Annotated in this window: 22 protein-coding genes; 10 read left to right on the top strand and 12 right to left on the bottom strand. The window is 44.0% G+C overall.

Translation table 11 applies throughout. The features are described from left to right. The first annotated feature begins 165 nt into the window (after window positions 1–165). Complete coding sequence (locus FTU42_RS11325; RefSeq protein WP_005098020.1) at window positions 166–972, top strand: 1-acyl-sn-glycerol-3-phosphate acyltransferase; 807 nt, start codon at window positions 166–168, stop codon at window positions 970–972. A 294-nt stretch (window positions 973–1266) separates the two neighbouring features. Here FTU42_RS11325 and FTU42_RS11320 read toward each other — a convergent pair whose 3' ends face one another. Continuing rightward, on the bottom strand, window positions 1267–2901 hold the full coding sequence (locus FTU42_RS11320; protein ID WP_100535391.1) for a phospholipase D family protein: 1635 nt from the start codon (window positions 2899–2901) through the stop codon (window positions 1267–1269). Window positions 2902–3002: 101 nt separating this feature from the next. Between FTU42_RS11320 and FTU42_RS11315 the strand changes: the two genes are divergently transcribed. Next, window positions 3003–4013 carry a metallophosphoesterase gene (locus FTU42_RS11315; protein ID WP_074383501.1) on the top strand — a complete coding sequence of 337 codons (1011 nt, stop codon included), beginning with the start codon at window positions 3003–3005 and terminating at the stop codon, window positions 4011–4013. A gap of 24 nt (window positions 4014–4037) precedes the next feature. Here FTU42_RS11315 and FTU42_RS11310 read toward each other — a convergent pair whose 3' ends face one another. From FTU42_RS11310 to FTU42_RS11300, 3 genes are all read right to left on the bottom strand, one after another. After that, window positions 4038–4439: a hypothetical protein gene (locus tag FTU42_RS11310; RefSeq protein ID WP_100357973.1), complete on the bottom strand. Its 402-nt coding sequence runs from the start codon at window positions 4437–4439 to the stop codon at window positions 4038–4040. 130 nt (window positions 4440–4569) lie between these two features. After that, window positions 4570–5877: an MFS transporter gene (locus FTU42_RS11305; RefSeq protein ID WP_074383499.1), complete on the bottom strand. Its 1308-nt coding sequence runs from the start codon at window positions 5875–5877 to the stop codon at window positions 4570–4572. A 142-nt stretch (window positions 5878–6019) separates the two neighbouring features. Then, on the bottom strand, window positions 6020–6664 hold the full coding sequence (locus FTU42_RS11300) for a hemolysin III family protein (protein WP_180083414.1): 645 nt from the start codon (window positions 6662–6664) through the stop codon (window positions 6020–6022). A 103-nt stretch (window positions 6665–6767) separates the two neighbouring features. On the opposite strand from FTU42_RS11300, the gene FTU42_RS11295 reads away from it, so the two are divergent. Beyond that, window positions 6768–7991: an SAM-dependent methyltransferase gene (locus FTU42_RS11295; protein WP_100357972.1), complete on the top strand. Its 1224-nt coding sequence runs from the start codon at window positions 6768–6770 to the stop codon at window positions 7989–7991. Continuing rightward, on the top strand, window positions 7985–8416 hold the full coding sequence (locus FTU42_RS11290) for a GNAT family N-acetyltransferase (protein WP_100354772.1): 432 nt from the start codon (window positions 7985–7987) through the stop codon (window positions 8414–8416). The genes FTU42_RS11295 and FTU42_RS11290 overlap by 7 nt, the downstream gene beginning before the upstream one ends. Window positions 8417–8487: 71 nt before the next feature. On the opposite strand, the gene FTU42_RS11285 is transcribed toward FTU42_RS11290, so the two are convergent. From FTU42_RS11285 to FTU42_RS11270, 4 genes are all read right to left on the bottom strand, one after another. Then, window positions 8488–8829 carry a hypothetical protein gene (locus tag FTU42_RS11285; RefSeq protein ID WP_034608399.1) on the bottom strand — a complete coding sequence of 114 codons (342 nt, stop codon included), beginning with the start codon at window positions 8827–8829 and terminating at the stop codon, window positions 8488–8490. Window positions 8830–8989: 160 nt separating this feature from the next. Next, a complete protein-coding gene (locus FTU42_RS11280) occupies window positions 8990–11125 on the bottom strand; it encodes a 3-hydroxyacyl-CoA dehydrogenase NAD-binding domain-containing protein (protein WP_180083413.1) in 2136 nt (711 codons plus the stop codon). Between the two features lie 296 nt (window positions 11126–11421). Next, on the bottom strand, window positions 11422–12627 hold the full coding sequence (locus FTU42_RS11275) for an acetyl-CoA C-acetyltransferase (RefSeq protein ID WP_100354774.1): 1206 nt from the start codon (window positions 12625–12627) through the stop codon (window positions 11422–11424). Window positions 12628–12797: 170 nt separating this feature from the next. After that, entirely contained in the window at window positions 12798–13808 is a 1011-nt protein-coding gene (locus tag FTU42_RS11270) for an AraC family transcriptional regulator (protein ID WP_005098008.1), read from the bottom strand. 213 nt (window positions 13809–14021) lie between these two features. On the opposite strand from FTU42_RS11270, the gene FTU42_RS11265 reads away from it, so the two are divergent. The 4 genes from FTU42_RS11265 (at window position 14022) to FTU42_RS11250 (ending at window position 18795) form a co-directional block, all read left to right on the top strand. After that, window positions 14022–15143, top strand: a complete 1122-nt coding sequence (locus FTU42_RS11265) for a CaiB/BaiF CoA-transferase family protein (RefSeq protein ID WP_180078658.1) — start codon at window positions 14022–14024, stop codon at window positions 15141–15143. A gap of 256 nt (window positions 15144–15399) precedes the next feature. Then, window positions 15400–17043 (top strand): nitrite/sulfite reductase, encoded by a 1644-nt coding sequence (locus FTU42_RS11260; protein WP_005098006.1) that lies wholly within the window; start codon window positions 15400–15402, stop codon window positions 17041–17043. Continuing rightward, the gene (locus tag FTU42_RS11255; protein WP_005098005.1) at window positions 17036–17521 is read left to right on the top strand and encodes a DUF934 domain-containing protein; all 486 of its coding nucleotides are present in this window, start codon (window positions 17036–17038) and stop codon (window positions 17519–17521) included. The genes FTU42_RS11260 and FTU42_RS11255 overlap by 8 nt, the downstream gene beginning before the upstream one ends. Window positions 17522–17808: 287 nt before the next feature. Beyond that, complete coding sequence (locus FTU42_RS11250) at window positions 17809–18795, top strand: diaminopimelate dehydrogenase (RefSeq protein ID WP_005098004.1); 987 nt, start codon at window positions 17809–17811, stop codon at window positions 18793–18795. Window positions 18796–18969: 174 nt separating this feature from the next. Here FTU42_RS11250 and FTU42_RS11245 read toward each other — a convergent pair whose 3' ends face one another. Beyond that, window positions 18970–20145: an acetyl-CoA C-acyltransferase gene (locus FTU42_RS11245; protein ID WP_180083412.1), complete on the bottom strand. Its 1176-nt coding sequence runs from the start codon at window positions 20143–20145 to the stop codon at window positions 18970–18972. A gap of 110 nt (window positions 20146–20255) precedes the next feature. After that, entirely contained in the window at window positions 20256–20777 is a 522-nt protein-coding gene (locus FTU42_RS11240) for a GspH/FimT family pseudopilin (RefSeq protein ID WP_100535382.1), read from the bottom strand. Between the two features lie 375 nt (window positions 20778–21152). Between FTU42_RS11240 and omp38 the strand changes: the two genes are divergently transcribed. Both omp38 and FTU42_RS11230 read left to right on the top strand, forming a co-directional pair. After that, the gene (gene omp38, locus FTU42_RS11235) at window positions 21153–22217 is read left to right on the top strand and encodes an outer membrane protein Omp38 (protein WP_180083411.1); all 1065 of its coding nucleotides are present in this window, start codon (window positions 21153–21155) and stop codon (window positions 22215–22217) included. 100 nt (window positions 22218–22317) lie between these two features. Continuing rightward, window positions 22318–22851 carry a peptidase C39 gene (locus tag FTU42_RS11230; protein ID WP_180083410.1) on the top strand — a complete coding sequence of 178 codons (534 nt, stop codon included), beginning with the start codon at window positions 22318–22320 and terminating at the stop codon, window positions 22849–22851. Between the two features lie 52 nt (window positions 22852–22903). Here FTU42_RS11230 and FTU42_RS11225 read toward each other — a convergent pair whose 3' ends face one another. Then, window positions 22904–24367, bottom strand: coding sequence for an amino acid permease (locus FTU42_RS11225; RefSeq protein WP_180083409.1), 1464 nt, complete (start codon window positions 24365–24367; stop codon window positions 22904–22906). Continuing rightward, window positions 24367–25401, bottom strand: a complete 1035-nt coding sequence (locus FTU42_RS11220; protein ID WP_180083408.1) for a methyltransferase — start codon at window positions 25399–25401, stop codon at window positions 24367–24369. Before FTU42_RS11220 ends, FTU42_RS11225 begins: the two co-directional genes overlap by 1 nt. Window positions 25402–25415: the final 14 nt, after the last annotated feature.

The raw sequence follows: 25415 nt of genomic DNA, 5'->3' as shown, positions 1-25415 counted from the left end.
ATTCCGATGATTTTATTCTAAATTATTCATTAATCCAATTAAAATTGAAGATATAGATCTTATTGGTCGGTTTTTATTATCAATGCATGTTGCGAATGAACAGTATAGAATGAGTTTAATTCGTGGATATTCCCTGTATCTAGCTTAGGATTTAGTGACGTTTTTATGAACCCAACTGTACAAGATCAAACATCTCACCGACATGGCTTGGCAAAATTCTGGCTTTATACGCGAAAAGTAACAGCTTCACTGGCTGTTATCAGTGAAGGGTTCTATTTGGTTTTCCGTCACGGTTTATACAAAAATCCGAACAATCCAACCAATACCCGTTATGTGCAACATTTTTGTCGACAGTTGTGCAAAGTATTCAACATAGAAGTCCAGGTGCACGGTGAAATTCCGCGCGAACCCGCTTTATGGGTGAGTAACCATGTGTCCTGGCTCGATATTGCAGTTTTAGGTTCAGGGGCACGCGTATTTTTTCTGGCCAAAGCAGAAATTGAAAACTGGCCAATTCTGGGTAAATTGGCCAAAGGTGGCGGCACTTTATTTATCAAACGTGGTTCTGGTGATTCGGTGCGTATCCGCGAACAGATTACCGGATTTTTAAAACAGAATATTCCCGTATTATTTTTTCCTGAAGCCACCACTTCAGATGGGCGAGCCATTAAAAAAGTACACGGCCGGATTTTGGGTGCTGCGATTGAGGCACAGCGTCCTGTGCAAATTTGCCTGATTTGTTATGTGAATCAGCAGGGCGACCTCGATGTGGTTGCGCCGTTTATCAATGACATCAGTTTTGCAGCCCATGTCAAAAAAGTACTGGAAATGCCACAAGTGATTGCACATTTAGTGGCTTTACCTGCAATCGCGACTGAGGGGCACACTGTTGAAAGCCTGACCCGTGTGGTACAGCAAACCATGCAGGCTGGCTTGGTGGAGTTGCAATCGCGTGTACTAGAAAAGACTTAATAAAAAACAACTGGATGAGAAATTTAGGCATTTGATATCTATTCTTGGGAATAGACGTGTATAGCCTTATCTTTGCTTTAAACATTTAAATGGCTTTGTGTTGGCGAAACTCTACTTTTGACAGACCAAAAGTAGGCAAAAGTCTTTATTAGCCATACACGACGTCCTGTCGTGATAGATAATATGTGACATCCTTGCCACACTCATATCTCTGAAACTTGGGCAAATCCATGAGAAGAAGGCAGCGTTAAAGAAGAGGCTATTTTAAATAGTTCAACTCAAGCTGTTTGTCACTTACATAAACCCTTCGATCGGCAACCAGGACACCAGTTTGAGCCCAGCTTTTTGGTACCATCTTATTCCGGGTTCTTTGGTGAAGGTTTTAACCTCTCCATTGGCTTTCTTGATTTTCCAGTTAATATTCTGGTTGGCATCCAGCACCAGTTTATAGGCATATTTACTTAAGTTCTGATCCATGGTTTGGTGCACTGCCTGTGCTAAAGAGGGACTATTCAGTAAGACACCAATTTCAGTGTTGAGATAGGCAGAACGTGGATCAAAGTTAAAAGAACCAATAAACACCTGTTTTTGATCGATTGCCATCAGCTTGGCATGCAGGCTGGAGCGGCTCAGACCTTTCAGGCTGACTTTGGCTTTTTTGGAAATTTCCGCTGTATTGGCATTGAGATGATCGGCATCTGGCGCTGCAAGGAACTCATATAGCTGCACATCATTTTCCAATAAATCCTGACGATATTTGGCATAAAAGGCATGTACAACGGCAACATCATTGGCTTTAAACGAATTGGTCAAGACACGGACCTCGATATTTTCATCCGCCAGTTTCTTTAAACGATCTGCGCCAATTTTTTCCGGAACAAAATAGGCAGAGACAATATCAACACTTTGTTCAGGTTTTTCCAGATGTTGTAATAACTGGAAGTTGAGATGTTCTTCGGCTTTGGCCTTGGCCTTGATTTTGCTTGGAGGATCTTTGACCACTTCGGCTTCGACCCAATCCAGTTGAATGTTTTGTTCCAGCCATTGGTCAAATGCTCTGGAACGATTGGCCAGATCCAGATAATTCTGTGTGGCCTGATCCTGACTGTGCTTTTCCAGTTGTTGTTTCAGGCTTGGAAAGCGTAAGCCATGATGGCGCGGATTGACAATCTGTTGCACCGGATAGGCATAATCATCATTCCAGTATTCATCGAAGGAATGAATGATTTCATCCGATGCTGCACCGACCAGCATCACATCGACATCGGAAAACTGATAAATTTCACTGACATTATAATATTGGTTACTCATATTGCGTCCACCAATCAGGGCAATCTGGTTGTCGGCAATAAAACTTTTATTATGCATGCGGCGATTAATACGCTTTAAATCCAGCACCATGTCCATGGCACGATATTTTCGAAAACGGTAGGGATTATACAGTTTAACATCGATATTCTGATGCTGGTTTAAGGCCAGATAAATACCTTCCATTTTCTTGGCATTATTGTCATCCATTAGCAGACGCACTTTTACGCCACGATCTGCCGCCTGAATAATCGCATGCAGGGCAAGGGTGCCAATCCGGTCGTTGTCCCAAATATAATATTGTAGATCCAGACTACGCTCGGCCTTCTTAATCAGCTGGATACGCGCACCCAGTGCTTCGAGTGGGTCATAGAGCACACGATAACCGGTCAGGCCGATGTTCTGTTCACGTAAAGGTTCAACAATTTGCGCCAAACTGGTTTGTGAGGTATCTGTTTCAAATGCCATTTGGCTAGGCTGCTCAGTTTGCTTGGGCAAAGTACTGCATGCAGGAAGACCCAAGATCATGCTACAGCTCAGTAAAATCCCAGCTTTATAGCGATAAATTGATGAAAAGCTGGGAGATTTTGAATGAGCTTGAACGTGGGGAGCAGTGGCCATATAAGTCGAAGAATGAAAAATTAGAATTGAGTATAATTGCCAGCTATGAAAAGATAAATATAAAGCCAGTAATCAGCTTCTCGACTCGACAAGGCAAATCTATGTGGGATACCAGTTCCGTACTTTTTTATTTTTATTTAGGCATGGCCATTCTGGCCATCTGGGCTGTGTACCAGGCATGGTCGAGTCAATCTCGTACCGAGACCATTCATCCATTTAAAGCATTTTGTCATTTGTTGGCTTTTTACCTGTCCTATTTACTGGTTCCACTGGTGTTCTTCAGTATTTATGCCGGATGGAGCGGTTATTATTCCTTGCATGAAGCTGTTTTTGTATTTTTGATCAGCGCCGTCTTGAGTTATGCACGCTTTATCGAGCCGCATTTAATTCAAGTGAAAACGACACAATATCAGATCAATGCGGATAAACGCTTAAAGCAACCCGTCCGGATTGCCCTGATTGCAGATTTACATATCGGTCTGTTTTCTGGTCATGAACGGCAGTTGCGACAAATTGTGCATAAGTTAAATCATGTTCAACCCGATTTGGTGGTGGTGGCCGGGGACTGGACTTATGAGCCGGAAAATAAACTGGCACAAGAACTGGCAGTTTTAAAAGAAATTCATGCCCCAGTCTATTCCGTCAATGGCAATCATGACGAGCAATATCCGGGACCACCGATTCAGGAACTGTTGCGTTATGCACTGCAAGTCAATCAGGTCATGGATATTGAAGGGCAAATTGTCGAATTTGATGAATTTCGGCTCTTGGGTGTGGGCGATCTCTGGGCGGGTAAAGCCGATATGCGCAGTCTGCCAGATTTACCTCAGGACAAGCCTTGGGTCATTTTGTCGCATAATCCCGATACGGTGGATATGATTCCCAAATTGCCGACACGTCCTCTCATGCTGGCTGGACATACCCACGGCGGACAGGTGGAATTGCCTTGGCTGACCGATTATGTCATGAAAAAAGTATCAATTTTGGGGCACAAGAAGGGCATGTACCGTCATGAACATGCAGATGTGTTTGTCACGGTTGGCACCGGTTTGGTCGGCGTACCTTTTCGTTTTAGAGTACCACCCACCATTGATATTATTGAACTGATCTAAATGGAGATATTGTCCTGTTCAGCTTTAACTGATGATCCAGATCAGGATCAATAACAGCACTGCAATGGCTGCCAGAATCCAGATTTTATTTTCAATTTTTCGGGTTGGGACGTCTTCGCGTAATTGTCGTGCGGTGATTTCAGCTTCTGTGGGGGTATTCAGGCTCGGATGGGTCGGAATTTCAAGGGGAGGCGTTACCAGGTCAATCTCACCCGCATCATCACTAAAGCGCGGTCCTGTGCTTTCAGTTTTCATGACCACATCGTGCTCACGGACAATTTCCTCAATCACTTGCAGCGCCTGGATTTCATCCAAGGTCGTGTGCTCGGTGATATAGCGAACGGCCTCTATTTTTTTATCATCTTCCAGCAAAATAATAATATTGACCAACTGTTCCTGGGTTAGGGATTCAATAAGTTCCTGCATTGCCTTGCCTCATTGTCTGGTTGAGTCCATTTGATTGTTGAGCAAATTTAACGAGATAAGTAGCAGAGTTTTGTTGTGAAATCATAAAAAAGCCAGCATCGAATGCTGGCTTTTAAATCAAACTAAGACTTTAAATTTGATTATTTACATCATCATTCTTGGTTTCACGAATCAACAGAAATGCAATCAGTGACAGGATTGATGCTGCGGTTAGGTAATAACCGACTGCAGACAGACCATAAGTTGTTGCCAGTTTGGTGGCAATCAGCGGAGCAAAGGATGCACCAAAGATGCCTGCCAGGTTAAAGGTCAATGCAGAACCGGTATAACGTACTGAAGTCGGGAATATTTCAGACAATACAGTACCGATTGGCCCATAGGTTAAGCCCATGATCGCCAGACCAATACACAAGAACAGGAATACCACCAGCGTGCTGCCAGATTCCAGCATATCTGCAAAGAAAATCCCGAAGATGGCAGAGATAACACAGACTGCAATCGAGGTGGTTTTACGGCCAAATTTCTCGGCCAATACTGCAGAAAGTGGGATAAAGGCAGCAAAACATAGGGTTGCAACCAACTGCAATTGCAGGAATTCTTCACGAGAATAACCTAGCTGTTTAGTACCCCATTGCAATGCAAATACTGTGGTGAGGTAGAACACCACGAAGGTACAGATTGCAGCGATGGTGCCGAGTACCAGCATGCGAGAATGTTTTTTGAAGACTTGAACAAATGGAATGTTCACTTCTTTTTGTTTATCTAGCACCTTTTGGAATGCCGGGGTTTCATGCAGTTTTAAACGAATCCATAAACCGACAATCACCAGCAAGGCACTTGAGATAAATGGAATACGCCAGCCCCAAGCCATAAAGTCAGCCTCAGACATGAAAGCGCCCAACGTCAGGAAAGAACCTGTTGCCAGAATAAAGCCGATTGGAGCACCCAGTTGCGGGAACATGCCATACCAGGCACGTTTACCTTCAGGTGCATTCTCGGTGGCAAGAAGTACTGCACCTGACCATTCACCACCCAGCCCCAAGCCCTGACCTAAACGACAGAGTGCAAGCAAGAGTGGTGCAGCAATCCCGATTTGCGCATAAGTGGGCAAGAGGCCAATCGCAACGGTGGAAATACCCATGGTCAGCAAGGCAGCGACCAATGTGGCTTTTCGCCCGATCCGGTCACCCAAATGACCAAAGAGTGCCGCACCAATCGGGCGGGCAATAAAGGCAATGGCGAAAGTGGCAAGCGACTGAATGGTGGCAGTCATCGGATCTGTACTTGCAGGGAAGAACAGATATGGAAAAATAATGACAGCAGCAGTGGCATAGATATAAAAATCGAAGAACTCGATTGTAGTACCGACCAAGCTCGCGGTTAAAACGCGAAATTTTGAATTTTGTGCTGGCTGAGCAGCAGAATTAGACGACGCCATGGAGAACCTTACACTTACTAAAAATAAAAAAGCTTAGTTTTAAAAGCGTAATCTTTTTAAAAAAGGCGTAATTTTTTAAAAAAACAACTGCAATCTTCTCGCTTTAACTCGCTCAGGGTCACTGAAATGAAAAAGAAGATGATTAAATCACGTAAAGATAGATAGACAGAAAATGTGATCCTGCGCCTATCAATACAAATATGTGCCAGATAGCGTGGGTATATCTTACTCTTTTTAAAGCGTAAAACAATGCACCTACGGTATAAGCCAATCCGCCAATGACCAGAAAGGTCAAAGATTGAGCACTGAGATATTGTTGCATATCATCCATTACCAGTAGCGCCAGCCAGCCCATGACCAGATAAGCCGCCAAAGAAATTTTCTGGAAACGATGAATGAAAACGAACTTGAACAGTGTACCAATGAGGGCGATCACCCAGAGTGCAATCAATAAATACTGGGCTTTGGCTGTTGGAATGGCAATTGACAGGAAAGGCGTATAGGTTCCGGCGATTAAATAATAAATTGCAGTATGATCAACTTTTTTATAAAAATAACGACGGTCTGCTGCGGTGGCCATGTGATAGAGCATGGACGCAGAGAAGAGCAAGATCATGCTCAGCGCATAGACCCAAAGTCCAATCCATTGTCCAGTACTGAGATAAGACCCTTTAATAATCAAAAGAATACCAGCAATTACCGATAGTCCAGCACCCACAGCATGACTGATATAATTAATTCGTTCCTCAGTGTGATCATAATCTGGAACCAGCGGCGCATTCTGCATGATTGTCATTCTTCTTTAAAATATACATTTGTATAGTAATTCAATTTTGCTTTTAGGTTAAGAAGATTTAAACTTGAGGGGCAATTCATTTCAGGTTTTATCTATGTCAACGTTGGCAACTCTCTCAGACCAAGAACAGCAGTTTTTAGATGTATTTCAGCAAGCTGTTGAAAGTGATCAATTTGATCGTCTGATCTTAAGCCAGTATAAAGGTGAACTACAGGATTTAGAGAAAATGACCTTGCGAGTCATTTCATTAAATGGGCAAAAAGTAATGAGCTGTCTGTATCGCCATAAAACTCAGGATGTCACCAAAAACTATCCTTTAGCGGATGCACTGGCACAGGTGACAGTATTATTAGCATGTTGCAAGCAAGCCAATTTAATGACGCTAGATGAAGAGTTACAGCTGAAAAAAAACAAGAAAAAAGCCATGTTGACCCGTACTAAAAACAAAAACTCGACGCTTCAGGCCAAGTCCGCTGAACAGGGCCATGACCGGATTAAACAACGTTATGTTGATCAGGACAGCATCTTTTTACAGCATCTCGGCATTAGCGATCATAACGCGCAGATCATTCCGAGCATGGCGCGTAAATGGAAACAGATTAATAAATTTGTCGAGATTTTTTCGGGTGCATTGGCGCAGCTCAAGCCACAAGTCGAAGGTCTGCGTGTGGTGGATTTTGGCTCCGGTAAAGGCTATCTGACCTGTGCTTTATATGACTATATGCAAAAACATGGTGAGACGCCGTGGGTTACAGGGGTGGAACTGAATCCGAAAATGGTCGAGTTCTGCCAAAAGGTCGCGCAACAATCTGGCTTTGATCAGCTCGACTTTTTTCAGGGCGATGTGCGTACTTATGAACCGAAACGTCTGGATGTAATGATTGCTTTGCATGCCTGTGATGTGGCAACGGATTTTGCGATTCACAGCGGTATTCGCCTGAATGCACAGATGATCATGTGTGCGCCATGTTGCCATAAGGAATTGCGCCCACAGTTACAGGCGCCAAAAGTGCTGAGTCCGATGCTGCAATTTGGTATTCATGCCGGTCAACAGGCAGAAATGCTGACCGATACCATTCGTGCGTTATTGCTGAAAGCCTATGGTTATGAAACCAAAGTTTTTGAGTTTGTGGCACTGGAACATACCAGTAAAAATAAAATGATTCTGGCGACGAAACGCAAAGATTACCAACAACCGGATCAGGAGGTCTTGAAACAGATTCAGGACTTGAAAGAAATGTACGCTATCCAAAAACATTCACTGGAATTGTTATTGAATAATCAGTGGAATCAGCAGGGGATTGGTTCTAAATGCTAAAGGATTCAGAGCTTAAAATTGTTTCGGGTGGTTGGGAGGATTTAGCGAAGCATGCCAAAACCATTCGCGAAGCCGTGTTTATTCAAGAACAGAATATTGCCGCTGAAGAGGAATGGGATGAGCAAGATGCCATTTCCATCCATTTTGTGGTCTATGAAAAGGGTCATGTGATAGCCACTGCAAGATTGCTGGCGAATAACAGTGTAGGTCGTGTTGCAGTATTAAAGTCACATCGTGGTTTGAAGATTGGGCAGCAATTGATGCAGGCCATTATCGATTATGCCAAAGCAGATCATCGAAAAGATTTAAAACTGTCTTCGCAAGTACATGCCATCGGTTTTTATCAGGCATTGGGTTTTAAGGTTCAGGGCGAAGACTATCTGGATTGCGGCATCCCGCATATTGATATGTATTTAAAGCTTTAATTTTTTAGTTATTGAGATACAAAAAAGCGAGGCATTGACCTCGCTTTTTTTACGCCCTTACTGAATCAAGATCAGTGGCCATGCGCTGAGCTATGCTCGGCACTCTCCATGTTGGCATGTTCTTCAGTTGACATATTATGTTCATTCGCTGTTGTATCGGAATGAGCCGTATTGGCAGTCGCACGTGCCTCACGATCTGCTTGAGCCTTCGCAATTGCTTCAGGAGACATGGTCGGTGCATTTTTAAAAGCATGCTGCTGGGTCGTCTGTTTATTTTGCTGGCTTGGCATGTAATCCGGTTCATTCGTCACCGCAAGCCAAAAAATAAACATGAATAATCCACCTAAAATACAGAAGATAATAAGTGCTTTCCAACCCCAAGGGGATTTTTCAGGTGAACTGTGATCAGTCATAGGTCTTACCCACGTGGATATCAAACTTATGTAACTTTATAACATAAATTGATCAAAAAGCAGATCAAAATCTGTCATTAGACGAGTGTATCCACTGATTCAGCCAGATCCGGAAAATAAAAAGAGCAACTCAGTTCCTCTTTTTATTTAGAGCTCAAAATTATTGAATCGGCTGGCCTTCTGCTGCCCGGTCTTTCAGGAGTTGCGGTGCTTTGAAGCGTTCACCATACTTGTTTTCGAGTACCTTGGCACGGGTCAGCGCCTTGGCCAGACCATACTGATTTAAAAATTGCACCGCGCCACCCGTCCAGGCTGCAAAGCCAATGCCAAAAATGGAACCGACATTGGCATCGACCACAGACTCCAGCACGCCTTCTTCCAGACAGCGCACGGTATCCAGTGCCTGCACAAACAGGAAACGATCCATCATTTCCTGTTCAGAAAGATCAACCTCTTTTTTCCAGTGGTTGAGACCCGTCCAGAGCTGCTTTTTACCATTTTCTGGATAATCATAAAAACCTGCACCGGCAGCCTTACCTTTACGGTTAAACTCATGAATCATACTGTGAATGACTTCATCTGCGGGTGATTTGGTGATGGTCTGACCTTGTGCTTCTAAGACTTTGTATCTTTCATTGGCCACATGTTCGGAGAGGGTCAAGGACACTTCATCCTGAATGACCAATGGCCCGACTGGCATACCGGCTTTGAGTGCAGCCATTTCAATCCGCGCCGGATGCACGCCTTCTGCCAGCAGGCGCAAACCTTCTTGAACGAACGTACCAAAGACACGACTGGTAAAGAAGCCACGGCTGTCATTTACCACAATCGGTAATTTGCCAATCTGCTGGACAAAGTCAAAGGCTTTGGCCAGTGTTTCTGCTGAAGTATTTTGCCCCTTGATGATTTCGACCAGCTGCATTTTATCGACCGGACTAAAGAAATGCAGACCGATAAAGTTTTGATCATTTTTTGAAGCCTGGGCTAACTCTATAATAGGCAGGGTCGAAGTATTCGATGCCATCACGCCATGACTGGCAAGATACTGTTCTGCTTCTTGTGTGACTTGAGCTTTCAGTGCGGGATTTTCAAACACCGCTTCAATGATCAGGTCACAACCGGCCAGATCTTGATTGGATGCAGTCGCTTGAATCAGGCTTAAAACCTGATCTCGTTGATCAGCAGATAAACGTCCTTGAGCTACTTTTTTATCCAGCAGTTTCTGGCTATAAGCTTTACCTTTTTCAGCCGCTTCAATCGAAATGTCTTTTAAAATAACCTGAATGCCTTTGCTGGCAGTCACATAAGCAATGCCTGCACCCATCATGCCTGCGCCCAGAATGCCAACTTTAGTGGCTTTCCATTTCGCAACCTTTTGGGGACGGCTGGCACCGGATTTGATCGCATTCAATCCATGCCAAAAAGTAGCGATCATATTTTTAGAAATCTGACCGGTGGCCAGATAAGTAAAGTAACGCGATTCAATGGTCAGCGCCGTATCGACATCGACCTGAGCACCTTCCACCGCTGCCGACATGATTGCTTCAGGTGCAGGATAGCAACCTTTGGTTTTATCACGCAGCATCGCTGGGGCAATCGCCAGCATCTGTGCAACTGCTGGCGTTGAAGGGCTACCACCCGGAATTTTGTAGCCTTTTACATCAAAAGGCTGTTGTGACTTCGGATTGGCTTTGATCCAGACAATGGCTTTGTCTAAGAGTTCATCGGTATTGTCTGCCACATCGTGAATCAGCCCTAAAGATCGGGCTTTCTCTACACCCAACTGTTTGCCTTCCATCAACAAGGGAAAGGCATTTTGCAGGCCGAGCAGGCGCACGCTACGGACAATACCACCACCACCGGGTAGTAAACCCAGTGTGACTTCAGGCAGGCCAAACTTGCTTTTAGGGTCATTCAAGGCAATACGATGATGGGCACACAGAGTAATCTCCCAGCCACCGCCCAGTGCTGTGCCATTTAGTGCAGCCACAACCGGAATGCCGCGGGTTTCGATATAACGCATCTGCGCTTTCATCTCTTCAATCATGTTGAAGAATTCAGTCGCATGTTCAGGTGTAGCTTGAATCAGTTCATCCAGATCGCCACCGGCAAAGAAGGTTTTTTTCGCAGACCGGAAAATGATGCCAGTAATATTTTCATCAGCTTTGAGTTTTTCTACGGTTTCAGCCAAAGCGCTACGAAAATCTGCATTCATGGTATTGGCAGACTGGTTTGGAGAATCAAAGGTCAGAATGACGATATTATCTTCAGTTTTTTGATATTGAATTGCGCTCATAAATTTTTATCCAGATCATAATGGGATGAATTTGGAATTAATATCCTGATTAGATTTTAGAAATTTTCCTTATTCCGGAGCCTTTCCAAATTCATCTAAATTCTTGGTTTAAGCTTCAGTTCGACCTGCCTTACGAAATGTATTTCTCATTTAGCAAAAGTAGGCAAAACCATTGTCATACGCAAAATCTATTAATTTTGTAAAACAATGATCTTGCGCTAAAACCAAAGCAGTGCTTTGGTTTTGCTCAGGTTGCATATGACTAAAACGTGAATCAAACACTTTAAATATTTGAGTTAAACCAATTCAATAATGGTGGCGATGCCCATACCGCCACCGACACACAGTGTGGCTAGTCCACGTTTTTTGCCTTGGCGTTCTAACTCATCCAGTAAAGTTCCCAGAATCATCGCGCCTGTTGCGCCCAATGGATGACCCATAGCGATTGCACCACCATTCACATTCACTTTCGCTGGATCAACATTGAGTTCGCTAATAAATCGCATCACCACCGCAGCAAAAGCTTCATTGACTTCAAACAGGTCAATATCATCAATCGTCAAGCCAGCTTTAGCCAAAGCTTTACGTGCTGCCGGGGCAGGGCCGGTCAGCATAATGGTAGGATCAGCCCCGACCAGCGCCGTTGCCAGTACTTTGGCACGCGGTTTTAAACCTTGTTCTTTGATCGCTTGTTCCGATGCGATGAGAACCACGGCTGCACCATCGACGATTCCGGAAGAATTCCCGGCATGATGCACATGATTCACCGTGCCAACTTCAGGATATTTTTGTAGGGCGATGGCATCAAAGCCCATCTGTCCCATGGTCGCGAAACTAGGATTGAGTTTGCCTAAGCCTTCAGCAGTTGTGGTCGGTTTGATAAATTCGTCTTTGTCCAGAATCACCACACCGGCCTTGTCTTTGACCGGGATAACAGAAGCGTTGAAATAACCATTGGCTTGTGCGGCAGCGGCTTTCTTCTGGGATTGCTCGGCAAACTGGTCTACGTCGGTGCGGCTATAACCGTCAATCGTGGCAATCAAGTCCGCGCCAATACCTTGCGGAATAAAATCACAGGCCATATTGGTTTCAGGATCTAGTGCCCAAGGACCGCCATCGGAACCCATCGCTACGCGGGACATGGATTCGACGCCGCCTGCAACGACCAGATCTTCCCAGCCAGAACGGACTTTTTGTGCAGCCAGATTGACAGCTTCCAGACCGGAAGCACAGAAACGGTTGATTTGTACACCGGCGACATCATTGTCCCAACCCGCTGCGATCGCCGCGGTTTTGGCAATATCGGCGCCTTGATCACCAATCGGTGTGACACAACCCAGCACAATATCATCGACTTTTGATGTATCAAATTGATGACGTGCCTGAAGTTCGTTAAGTAAGCCAGTCAGTAATGAAATGGGTTTGACTTGATGTAAAGATCCATCTTTTTTACCTTTTCCGCGTGGCGTGCGAATGGCGTCGATAATATATGCCTCGCTCATAGCATGTCCCTTTTATTAATTTGCTGAAAATTATTCTAATGACTCGAGTGTAATACTTAAATTTTGAAGTGCAATGACGAGAACGGACCAGATCATTTGACGATTTTTGCCAATAAAAAAAGCCCAGGTCTGGAAGCCTGGGCTGGAGAAGAGGATATCAAGAATTTTAATTAATGATAACCATGCAACTGGCGATATAGACCTGGGGTTACACCGGTCCATTTCTTGAAGGCACGATGGAAGGTACTGGTTTCACTGAAACCGACCTGCTGCGCGACATCTTCGAGGGTTAGATCTGGATTCAATAACAGATGAATCGCGGCATCACGGCGCAAGGCATCTTTCACACCTTGATAGCTTTTACCTTCGGCTGCTAGACGGCGGCGCAAGGTTTGAGGAGATAAATACAGCATTGACGCGACATCATTCAATGTCGGCATTTCTTCGCCAATCTGGCTCTTCAATACATCACGGATTCTTGAGGTCAGCGAGTTGGTATTTTTAAACTTCACTAGGAGCTGAGCAGGCGCAGCTTTTAAGAATTCCTCTAAGGTTTCTTCATTCTGACGGATCGGCAGGTCCAGATAGTCCGCAGCAAAGGTGATTTCGGTACGTGGCATGTCGAACTGCATTACCGGCGCAAAGAACAGGGCATCATATTCATCGGCATGGACTGGACGTGGATAGCTAAAATGCACACGTTCCAGCGGTAAACGACGTTCAATCAGCCAAGATGCCAGACCATGCCAGATCATCAGCATGCTTTCGGTAATAAAATGATCCGGATCCATCGCATTTGGAATGAGGGGCACCAGACGTGCTTCGTGTTTGTCACGTTCCAGGGTCACCGACCAGTCATCACCGAAGAGTTTATAGAACTGCGAGGAAAGTTCCAGTGCATCACCTAAGGTTTTGGCATGAATGATGAGCTGACACATGATGGCAAAAGTGCCTAACCGGCGTTGCTGTTTGTCAAAGCCGACATGCTCGTCCTGGGTCACCATCCATAACATTTTAATAAAGCGGGTATATTGTTCAGGTGAAATACGGGCTTTGGGTTGATGCAGCAGTTCTGCTTCAATTCCGACGTGAGACAATAAAGTATCGACATCCATGCCTAAGCGCTTGACGCCAGATAAGGCTGCATTGACGAAATGGATACTGATCGTATCACGACTCATGTTTAATCCTTCAGTCTCTTTAATGTTCACTAATATTTGACCTAAATGACGAAAAATAATAAAGCAATGGCAATTTACAAGAACACCTTTGCCATTTTCTTACATATTAGATTGCCGAAACTATCAAGGTAAATGGCTGAACATGACATTGTTTTTATGCATTTATGTTTCTATGATGCTGAAAAAAGCAATATAAGTAGAGTAAATACTCCAATGTCATATACCTTAAAAGGATTGAAAATTCTAGACTTTTCTACATTATTACCAGGCCCATTCGCGACATTATATCTGGCTGATCTCGGCGCCGAGGTTGTGCATATTGAATCACCGACCCGCCCGGACCTGTTGCGATTAATGCCCCCCTTTGCCAATGGACAGGCCACTTCACAGAGTTATCTGAACCGAAACAAGCAATCGGTAGCACTGGATTTGAAAGATCCGACCAATATCGAACTGGTCAAATCCAAGGTTGCAGATTATGACATTGTGATTGAGCAATTCCGTCCCGGCGTGATGCAAAGGCTTGGGCTGGACTACTCAACCTTAAGCGAAATTAACCCCAAATTAATTTACTGTTCCATCACTGGCTATGGCCAAACCGGTACTTACAAAGCGAAAGCAGGACATGATATTAACTATCTGGCCTTGTCCGGTATTGCTGGACACAGTGGCCGGATCGAAAGTGGGCCACCTGCTTTAGGCATTCAGGTTGCCGATGTAGCCGGTGGTTCTATGCATGCCGTGATTGCAATTCTGGCGGCAGTGATCGAACGCCAGCGCAGCGGTAAAGGTCAATATATTGATATTTCCATGACCGATTGTGTGGTCACCATGAATAATCTGGCCGCATCCGCCAGTCTGGCTGGCAATCAGCATCAACGACCTGAGTCTGGCTATCTGAATGGCGGGACTTTCTATGACTATTATGCAACACAGGATGGACGTTATCTGTCGATTGGCAGTCTGGAACCTCAATTTATGCAGGGATTGGCACAGGCTTTAGAACTGCCGATTATTCTAGAAAAAGGCAATTCTTTTGCTCCAGAAGATCGTGCTGCGGTGAAACAGGCAATTCAAAATAGAATAAAGTCAAAACCATTAGCGGAATGGCAAACACTATTCGCAGCGCTGGATGTCTGTGTCGAGCCGGTGCTAAAACTTGAAGAAGCTTTGCATTCTGATTTAGCGCAACAGCGAGAATGGCTAGTACAGGTTCCATTAAAACCTGATAGTCAGCAGACCGAAGCACAACTGGCCTGTCCGATTAAATTTTCACGTTCAAAGATACGTTATGATTTTGCCGGTCAGTTTTTGGGTGAGAGTGAAAAATGGTAATATTTTTAATTATTTAAAAGACAAAAAGGGTAAAAGATTGAAATATCACTATATGAAGATAACTGCTAACGATTGATGAATTAAAGCATTATTGCTTTAAAACTACACTAAATGCGCTAAACCGTGATATCAGTGAAACTTTGGCAGGCTTATCAATAAAACAGCTATGAAATATGTATAAAAAGCATTTTATTGATAGGTTTAATCTCGCTATCCTTGCGATCGATATAATAGAAACTACTAGCAGCTGTACGCCATGTATTTATATACTGATTTCGATCAGCAACTGATTAATGAACGTGTTGCACAGTTCCGTGACCAAACGGAACGTTATTTAGCCGGTAAACTCACCGAAGATGAGTATCGTCCGCTTCGTCTGCAAAATGGTCTGTATGTACAGCGTTATGCGCCGATGTTACGTATTGCAGTGCCTTATGGTTTGATGAACTCAAAGCAACTGCGTAAAGTGGCTGATTTGGCTAAAGAATATGACCGTGGTTACGCGCATATTTCGACCCGTCAAAACATCCAGTTTAACTGGCCGGCACTGGAAAACGTGCCAGATATGCTGGCTGAACTGGCGACCGTGCAAATGCATGCGATTCAGACTTCAGGCAACTGTATCCGTAATACCACGACGGATCAGTATGCCGGTGTAGTGGCTGGTGAAATTGCCGATCCACGTCCGACCTGTGAGTTGATCCGTCAATGGTCAACTTTCCATCCGGAATTTGCTTTCTTGCCACGTAAGTTCAAGATTGCAGTCTCTGCGCTTGAAGAAACCGACCGTGCAGCCACTGCATTTCACGATATCGGTGTATATATTGTGCGTAATGAAGCCGGCGAAATGGGCTATAAAATCAAAGTGGGTGGTGGTCTTGGCCGTACTCCAGTGATTGGCAGCTTTATCCGTGAGTTCCTGCCACGTGAAGACTTGATTGCTTATCTTGAAGCAGTGCTTCGTGTGTATAACTTGCATGGTCGTCGCGACAACAAATATAAAGCCCGTATCAAAATTTTGGTCAAAGCTTTAACGCCAGCGGTATTTGCTGAGAAAGTTGAAGCTGAATTTGCGCATACTGTTAAGACTTTGAAAATCGATGCAGACACCTTGGCAAAAATGGATGAAAACTTCACCCCATTTGATTATCAAGATTATGCAGATGAAGATTTTACTGAATTGTTTGCGCAATATCCAAAATTCAAACAGTGGTTCAATATCAATACCAATGCACATAAAGTGAAAGGTTATCGTATTGTGACGATTTCACTGAAACGTGCCGGCATTGCACCGGGTGATGTCAGCACCGAAGAAATGAACCTGATTGCAGACCTTGCCGATCAGTACACTTTCGGTGAATTACGTACCACGCATGAACAAAATATCTCGCTGGTCGATGTGCCGCAAAAAGATTTGTTCGCTGTATGGCAAACTCTTGAACAAAACAACCTGGCACGTGCCCATATCGGTTTCTTGACCGACATCATCTGCTGCCCGGGCGGTGATTTCTGTTCATTGGCCAATGCAAAATCGATTCCGATTTCTGAAGCGATTTCACGCCGTTTTGATGATCTGGATACCATTTACAACTTGGGTAAACTGGACTTGAACATCTCTGGTTGTATGAATGCCTGTGGTCATCACCATGTCGGTAATATCGGGATTTTGGGTGTTGATAAAAAAGGCGCTGAATTCTACCAGATCACGCTTGGCGGTAATGCAGACCATGATGCCTCAATTGGCGACATTCTTGGGCCGTCATTTGCAGCAGATGTAGTGCCGGATATTGTAGAAGAAATTCTTAATACCTATCTTGATCTACGTCAGGATGCTGAAGAGTTTATCGATACTTATCGCCGTGTTGGCATCCAACCATTCAAGGAGCGTGCATATGCTTAATACCGCACTCGCAGTGCTCTCTAAAGATGGCACAGTGACAGAAAATACTTATCAGCTCATCGGTGAAGAGGGTGTTTTACCACAAGGTGATGTGGTCCTGACGGTAGATCAGTTAGATCAACTTCGCCATGTTTCAGGTAAAAAAGCATTGTACTTAACCGTTGATGCTTCACCTGAAAGCAATGAATTTCCGCTAGCTCAATTAGATGCAATCTTTATTGAATTCGCCGGTTTTAATGATGGCCGTGGCTATTCATTTGCAGCACTTTTACGCCGTCAAGGTTTCCAAGGCGAACTTCGTGCCACTGGTGATGTATTCAAAGATGTGTTGAACTACATGAAGCGTTCTGGTTTCGATACTTTCGTGATTAAAGAAGGTAAAGACATTCAGGAGGCGGCTGCCGGTTTAAATGATTTTAAAAATCCGTACCAGGCATCGACCGCGGTGAATCAGGCAAATTATCAAACAGGTGCCTAACCTGAGAGTTAAAAAGCTTGTCTGTAAATAAGTCTATTTTTCTTATAAACAAAAAGCCTGCAATGCAGGCTTTTTGTTTGCTTTAGACGATAGATATGATTGTTTCTATACTATCCTGAATGCTTTAAATTGCTGCGAATTGCTGTAGCATAAGTATCTTTATGCTGAGAGTAACGCGAGCAGAGCGCTAATTTTCGAGTATGCAAAATCAATCAAGAGGGCGATTTTAATGGGATCGTCATCTGATTTATTTTTTTAATTTTTTCATGATGAAGTGACTTGTCTTTATGCAAAATTCTATCCGTATTGGTATTGCTGGTTATGGCAACTTGGGTCGTGGCGTTGAAACCGCCATTCAAAAGAATCCAGATTTACAACTTGTGGGTATTTTTACCCGTCGTGCGCCTGAAACGGTATCTCCTTGTTTCGCAGCAACCCAAGTGTTCCATATGGACTCACTGACAGATTTCCAAGATAAAATTGATGTGCTGATTTTATGTGGCGGTTCAAAAGACGACTTACCGCAACAAGGTCCGATCTTGGCCAGCCAGTTTAATATTGTCGATAGTTTTGACACCCACGCACGTATTCCTGAATATTATGCAGCGGTCGATGCACCTGCAACAGCCAGCAAGAAAACTGCGATGATCTCCATTGGTTGGGATCCAGGCATGTTCTCGATCAATCGCTTATTTGGTGAAGCTTTACTGCCAGACGGTGAAACCTATACTTTCTGGGGCAAAGGCTTAAGCCAGGGTCATTCAGATGCCATTCGTCGTGTAGAAGGTGTGAAAGCAGGGGTGCAATATACCATTCCTTCAACAGAAGCAATTGAGAAAGTACGTAGTGGTGTTCGTCCAGTATTAACGACCAAAGAAAAACATACCCGTGAGTGTTATGTGGTGCTTGCAGAGGGTGCAGATGCAGAAGCAGTGAAGCAAGCGATTGTGACCATGCCGGATTATTTTGCCGACTATGACACGACTGTGAATTTCATTGATGAAGCAACTTTAGCACAAGATCACCAACGTATGCCGCATGGTGGTTTTGTGATTCGTAGTGGAAACACCAGTGATGCACATAAACAAGTGCTTGAGTTTTCATTAAAACTAGAAAGTAATCCAGAATTTACAGCCAGCGTTTTAGTTGCTTATGCACGTGCAACTTATCGTTTAAATCAAATGCAGCAGTATGGTGCAAAAACAGCATTTGATGTGGCACCGGGCTTGTTGTCAATGAAATCACCTGAGCAACTTCGTAAAGAAATTCTTTAAGTCTTATCATTTAAAGTACAGCTTTGAATATTTGACGATAAAAAGCCTCCAATTGGAGGCTTTTTGATTTCTAAAATTCCCCCTCCTTTATTAAAGGATGAGGAACGATGTTCCGCAAGAGGGGAGGATTTCTAAAATCCCTCTAAATCTCTCTTTTAAAAGGGAGACTTTTAATTAAAGCAACTCAATCGCCACAGCAGTCGCTTCACCGCCACCGATACAAAGTGCAGCAATACCACGTTTACCACCGGTACGTTTCAGCGCATGAATCAAAGTCAGGATAATACGTGAACCGGTTGAACCGACAGGATGGCCGAGAGCACATGCACCACCATTGATGTTAACTTTTTCAGGGGCTAGCTTGAACTCATCCATTGGACACATGGTCACCATGGCAAAGGCTTCATTGATTTCCCAAAGGTCGACATCAGAAGCGGCCCATCCGGTTTTATCCAGTACTTTCTGGATTGCACCGACTGGAGCAATGGTAAATTCGGAAGGGTGCTGCGAGTTAGATGCATAGGCAATAACTTTTGCCAGAGGATTTAAACCTTTTGCTGCTGCATGATCCGCTGAGCTAATCACCAGAGCTGATGCACCATCAGAAATTGAGCTGGCATTGGCAGCGGTAATGGTGCCGTCTTTGGCAAAGGCTGGACGCAGGGTTGGAATTTTATCAATATTGGCATTGAAGGGTTGTTCATCTTTATCAACAACCACATCACCTTTACGTGTTTTTACCGTAACTGCTACGATTTCATCAGAAAAATAGCCTTCATTCACAGCAGTTTGTGCACGTTTCAATGAGCGAATGGCGAAATCATCCATCTGTTCGCGAGTATAGCCTTTGGTATTTGCCATATCTTGGGCAAATGAACCCATCAAACGACCAGTCTCGGCATCTTCAAGACCATCAAGGAACATATGGTCTTTGATTTCACCATGCCCCATACGGAACCCGCCACGTGCCTTAGGCAGCACATAAGGTGCATTGGTCATTGATTCCATCCCCCCTGCCACCACAATATTTGCAGAGCCGGCTTTAATCATATCGGCTGCTTGCATCACTGCTTTCATGCCAGAACCACATAGCTTATTAATGGTTACTGCCCCAGTCGAATCCGGAAGACCTGCCTGACGCATCGCTTGACGTGCAGGTCCCTGTTTTAAACCTGCAGGAAGAACACAACCCATAATGACTTCTTCAATATCTGCTGCTTGTAAGCCTGCGCGAGCAATCGCTTCTTTTATTGAAGCGGCACCAAGTTCAGGAGCAGTTACACTGGCAAGGCTGCCTTGAAAGCCACCCATGGCTGTACGTGCACCATTGACAATCACGATGTCGGTCATTGTTATATCTCCGTATGAGTTTTAATCAATTTTTCAAACATAAGCAGTATATTGAAAAAAACTCAGGATTGAAGCGCTAATCGCAGTCAATCATAAACTGCATAGTTCTGTTAGCAAGAAGGGAGACTTTCTACCCGGATATGCCCCATTTTACTCAGTACAATACGCTGCTGGCTGGAAAGTTGAGCAGAACAATAATAGAAACTACCATTCGAACCAATCGGAAGGGCGGTATGTGCCTGATAAGTGACACTTGGTGAACTTAATGCGCCTCGCCAACTCAGGTTGCCATATTTAAGATTTAGAGCATCAATGTGTAAAATTTGTTCGCCTGCATCGACTTGCCGGTTTTTATTTTTATCAATAAAGACCAGTATATTTTTATTCCATTGATTGGGGTGACAGCTGAGTGAATCCTGACTGGGACAGATGACAATATTCTGGTGAAACACGGCAGCCTGACTACGTGCATAACGGTTAACCGCAGATAATTTGATAGGAATCTGTTTGGCTTCCTGTCTGGACTGATATTCATGAAAGTAAGGCAGGGCAATACTGGCCAAAATTGCAAGCACTGCAACACAGATAATCAATTCAACAATAGTGAACGCTCTTGTTATTTTTCTATACATAGAGTTACCTGATTTATATATTATTTTTATAGGAAACATGTTATTAATTATGCGTTTTTTATGCTTTGTTGAGCGTGTAATTTAGCTGTTACTCAAAATTCAAGAAAGCTATTAAAAAATAATTGGCAATCACAATAGGTCATTCAGAATAAAAAATTGAGTAAAAAATTACTGAATTACAACGGAAATTGTAAGTAATTTTGTCAATAATTTACTTGATTAAATTAATCAAGCACTTGGAAAAATAATAAAGTGTTTGTATGATGCCATGTGAATAGCTTAAGAATAAAACTGGGGTAATAAAAAGCCTATCTCAGGATGGCCTATTACGGGCTTGAGCTTGAACAACAATTGTTATCTCTGGAGGATAAATCCATGAAAATGAGTCGTATTGCTTTAGCTATGCTTGTAGCTGCACCTTTTGCTGCTGCAAATGCAGGCGTAACTGTTACTCCGTTGATGTTAGGTTATACATTCCAAGACACCCAGCACAACAATAACGGTAATGATGGTGAGTTAACAACTTCTGGTCAAATGGAAGATGATTTATTTGTAGGTGCTGCTATTGGTGTAGAACTTACTCCTTGGTTAGGTTTTGAAGCTGAATATAGCCAAGTAAAAGGCGATATGACAGATCTACCTGGTGCTGAATACAAAGGTCAGAATATTGCAGGTAACTTCTATGCAACTTCTGATGTATTCACTGGCAACTATGACAGCAAAGTAAAGCCATACATGCTTTTAGGTGCGGGTCACTACAAATATGAATTTGATGGTGCTGATGAAGTTCAATTAGGTCGTGTTGGTCGTGGTTTTGAAGAAGAAGGTACGCTAGGTAACGCGGGTATCGGTGCATTCTGGCACATCAACGATGCATTGGCACTACGTACTGAAGCTCGCGGTACTTACCACTTTGACGAAAAATTCTGGAACTATACAGCGCTTGCTGGTCTTAACGTAGTTCTAGGTGGCCGTCTGAAACCAGCTGCTCCAGTAGTAGAAGTTGCTCCAGTTGAGCCTGTAACTCCGGTTGCTCCAGCTCCACAAGAGTTGACTGAAGACCTGAACATGGAACTTCGTGTGTTCTTTGATACCAACAAATCAAACATCAAAGATCAATACAAACCAGAAATCGCGAAAGTTGCTGAGAAGTTAGTTGAATATCCAAACGCTACTGCTCGCATCGAAGGTCACACTGATAACACTGGTCCACGTGCACTAAACGAACGTTTATCTCTGGCTCGTGCTAACTCTGTTAAATCTTCACTTGTGAACGAATACAACGTAGATGCATCTCGTTTGTCTACTCAAGGTTTCGCTTGGGATCAACCGATTGCTGACAACAACACTAAAGAAGGTCGTGCTATGAACCGTCGTGTATTCGCGACGATCACTGGTAGCCGTACTGTACTAGTTGAAGGTCAACAACAAGCTCAATAATTAATTATTGAATTGTTAAAAAAGCGGCTCCTATGAGCCGCTTTTTTTATATCTGAATTTTGACTACACTGAGTCATTAAAGATGTAATTGAGTGATAACATGGGTGTTGAAATTCCTGAAGATTTACAAAATCTGGAAGCCAATAGCGGAATTTTCTCGATCTGGATGATTTTCCATCATTATGGAATTGACCTGCATATTCCGGACTTGGTTCAGCTCTGTCGTCACAATCCGGAAATGGGAGCCTCAACTATTGGCCTTGCAGTGGCTTTGCAGACGCTGGGACTGGATGTTGCTTTTTTTAGCGAATATGATGCAGATAAACAGCCAGTCGAGCTTGATTTTTATCAACAAGCACAGACACTTAAAATACCTGTTGAAGAGCGTGTGATCTCTTATGCAGAAATCCAGCAGCAGGTGGAAGCAGGCCGTTTCGTGATTGTTTTCTACGATACCTTAGAAGGGGTCGGTAATCATTCATTGATCTATGCAATAGATGAACATGAGATCAGTTTCTTTGACAGTTTTGATACGATGCCGGCAGATGTATTCGAGCAGCAGCGTCAGGCAGAGGGGATCTGTCAGCAAGTGATTGTGATCGATGACCGTAATTTTGTCATGCGGCATAACTAATCTAAGAAATTAAAAAATCAGCCTGTAGGCTGATTTTTTAATTTATGGTGGTTTATTCCTGATCAAGTTTCATAGGTTGTACATCCATCTCTTGATAAGACACCAGTTTGGATTTTTTCTTCCATTTGTATCCGAACCAGATTGCCAAGAACAATGGAATACTGATATAGGTCGAGAGAACCCCCATCCATTGACCTGCCAGAACATCCTGATAGTTTTGACCAAGGACGACAATCGCACAGAGAATAAAAGCAAACCAAGGAGCAAAGGGGAAGAACTTGGCGCGATAAGCCAGATCTTCCAGTTTGTAGCCTTGAGCCAAGTAACCTTTGCGGAAGCGATAGTGTGAAATCGCAATCCCGAGCCAGACAATAAAGCCGCACATGCCCGACATATTGAGTAGCCAGTTAAAGACTTCCTGTTCACCGAAGAGGGTGGTCAGGAAACACAGTGCTGCGATTGCAGTGGTGGCATACAGGGCATTCATCGGTACACCACGTGGATCCAGACGGCCAAACAGTTTTGGCGCACTACCTTTACGTGCCATATCAAATAGCATGCGCGTAGAGGAATACATGCCTGAGTTACCCGCAGACAGAATGGCTGTCAAAATCACCGCATTCATAATGCTCGCAGCAAAGGCAAAGCCGGCCTTTTCATAGAGCAGGGTAAAAGGAGAAAGCGCAATATTGTCGGTCGCAGCCGCCTGTAATAAGCGTGGGTCATTGTAGGCAATCAATGTGCCGATAATGAAAATACACACGATATAAAATAACAGGATACGCCAGAAAATCTGCTTGATTGCCACCGGAATGGTTTTCTTTGGATCTTTCGATTCGCCCGCAGCCACCCCGACCATTTCGGTTCCCTGAAAGGAGAATCCGGCAATCATCGCCACGCCAATTAAGGCTTGGAAACCACCGACAAAAGGTGCGTCACCAATACTCCAGTTGGCAAATGCTTCTGCGCCTGGGGTCAGCATAATCTTCACGATCATCCAGATACCGATAATGATAAAGGCAATAATCGCGACAACTTTCACCAGAGAGAAGAAGAATTCAGATTCACCAAAGCCTTTAACTGTCAGGGCATTAATCCCAAAAATAATAGCCAGGAAAATTGCACTCCAATAAACACCAGGAATATCGGGAAACCAGAATTTCATGATGAACTGAACGGCAACCAGCTCAAAAGCTACGGTAATGGCCCAGTTGTACCAGTAGTTCCAGCCCAAGGCGAAACCAAAACCGCCCTCGACATATTTAGTGCCATAAGTGAAAAATGCACCCGAGGTAGGATTATGCGTGGCGAGTTCGCCCAAACTGGTCATCAAGAAATAAATCATGACACCAATCAGCGCATAAGCAAGTAGTGCTCCGCCTGGCCCGGCATTGGCAATGGTCGCACCCGAGGCCAGGAATAGACCTGTACCGATGGATCCGCCAATGGCGATCATATTCAGATGACGAGCACCCAGCTTACGCTGCAGCTGCATCGTATTTTGCGTTTCGCTCATCATGATTCCTTAATATTTTTTTGTGTGCTAGCGAACAGCACTTTAAAGCCTTGTTGATCCGCTTTCACTGTGCAGCGACCAAAGTTTTGTTCAATCAGGGTCGGGTAGTTTAAGAAACGGTTGGCCACGATCCAAAGCTCGCCACCTGATTTTAAATGACGACGCGAAGTTTTACACAAGGTTTCGCTGGCCGTGTAATCGGTCTCGATTCCCATATGAAAAGGCGGATTACTGACAATGGCATGCAAGAACAAGGGTGCATCAGCAATGCCAGTGACCGCTTTAATTTCGATCTGTTCAGGGCTAAGCTGGTTTTCATCAAAGGTCATTTGGGTGGAGGCCAGCGCAAAGGCATCCACATCCATGGCGAAAATCCGGTTTTTCGGATTCAACTTTGCCAGATACGCACTAATCACACCTGCGCCACAACCAAAGTCAGCGATTTTACCCGAGGTAACTTGTGACAAATAAGGTAATAAGGTGGCAGTCCCAATATCTAAACGGTTTTGACTAAACACGCCCGGCAGGGCACAAATATTCAGGTCACCATTCGGGGTCGAGACGCTATAACGCTGTGCCCAGTCTGCAAGTGATTTTTTCTCGACCGTGTGGTCTAGAACCAGTTGCCAAAGCTGGCAATGACGTGCGCTATCCAGTTTGAGGGTTTTACCATAAGGCTGCAACTGTTTGGCTGCACGCTCTATCCCGCCTTTCTTTTCACCAACCAGGAAAATACTGCTGCCCGGTTTAAGTTGTGCTGCCACATTATGCAGTAAATAATTGAGCAGTTCTTTAGACTTGGGTACAAAAATAACCGCCTGATCAAACTCAGCTTCAGGCATCTCTGCGCCAAAGTGGACATCTGCTTGTTGCGACTGGAAATAGTGAAAATCATTAAAATTCCATGTCCAGACAGCGGGATTGATAGAGGCATCGAATTCAGCGAGTAGATCATCTGTCGGTGCATTAATGAGTAAGATGCGACCCGACAAAAAATCATCTTGTCTTAATAAAACTTCGCTTTTAGGATCCATAGGTATCTCTCCAA

This window comes from Acinetobacter sp. YH12102 (assembly GCF_013419125.1).
In the GTDB taxonomy this organism is placed as follows: domain Bacteria; phylum Pseudomonadota; class Gammaproteobacteria; order Pseudomonadales; family Moraxellaceae; genus Acinetobacter; species Acinetobacter pseudolwoffii.
Note: the sequence above shows the minus strand (reverse complement) of the source record. Positions and strands in the feature narration are given on the sequence as shown.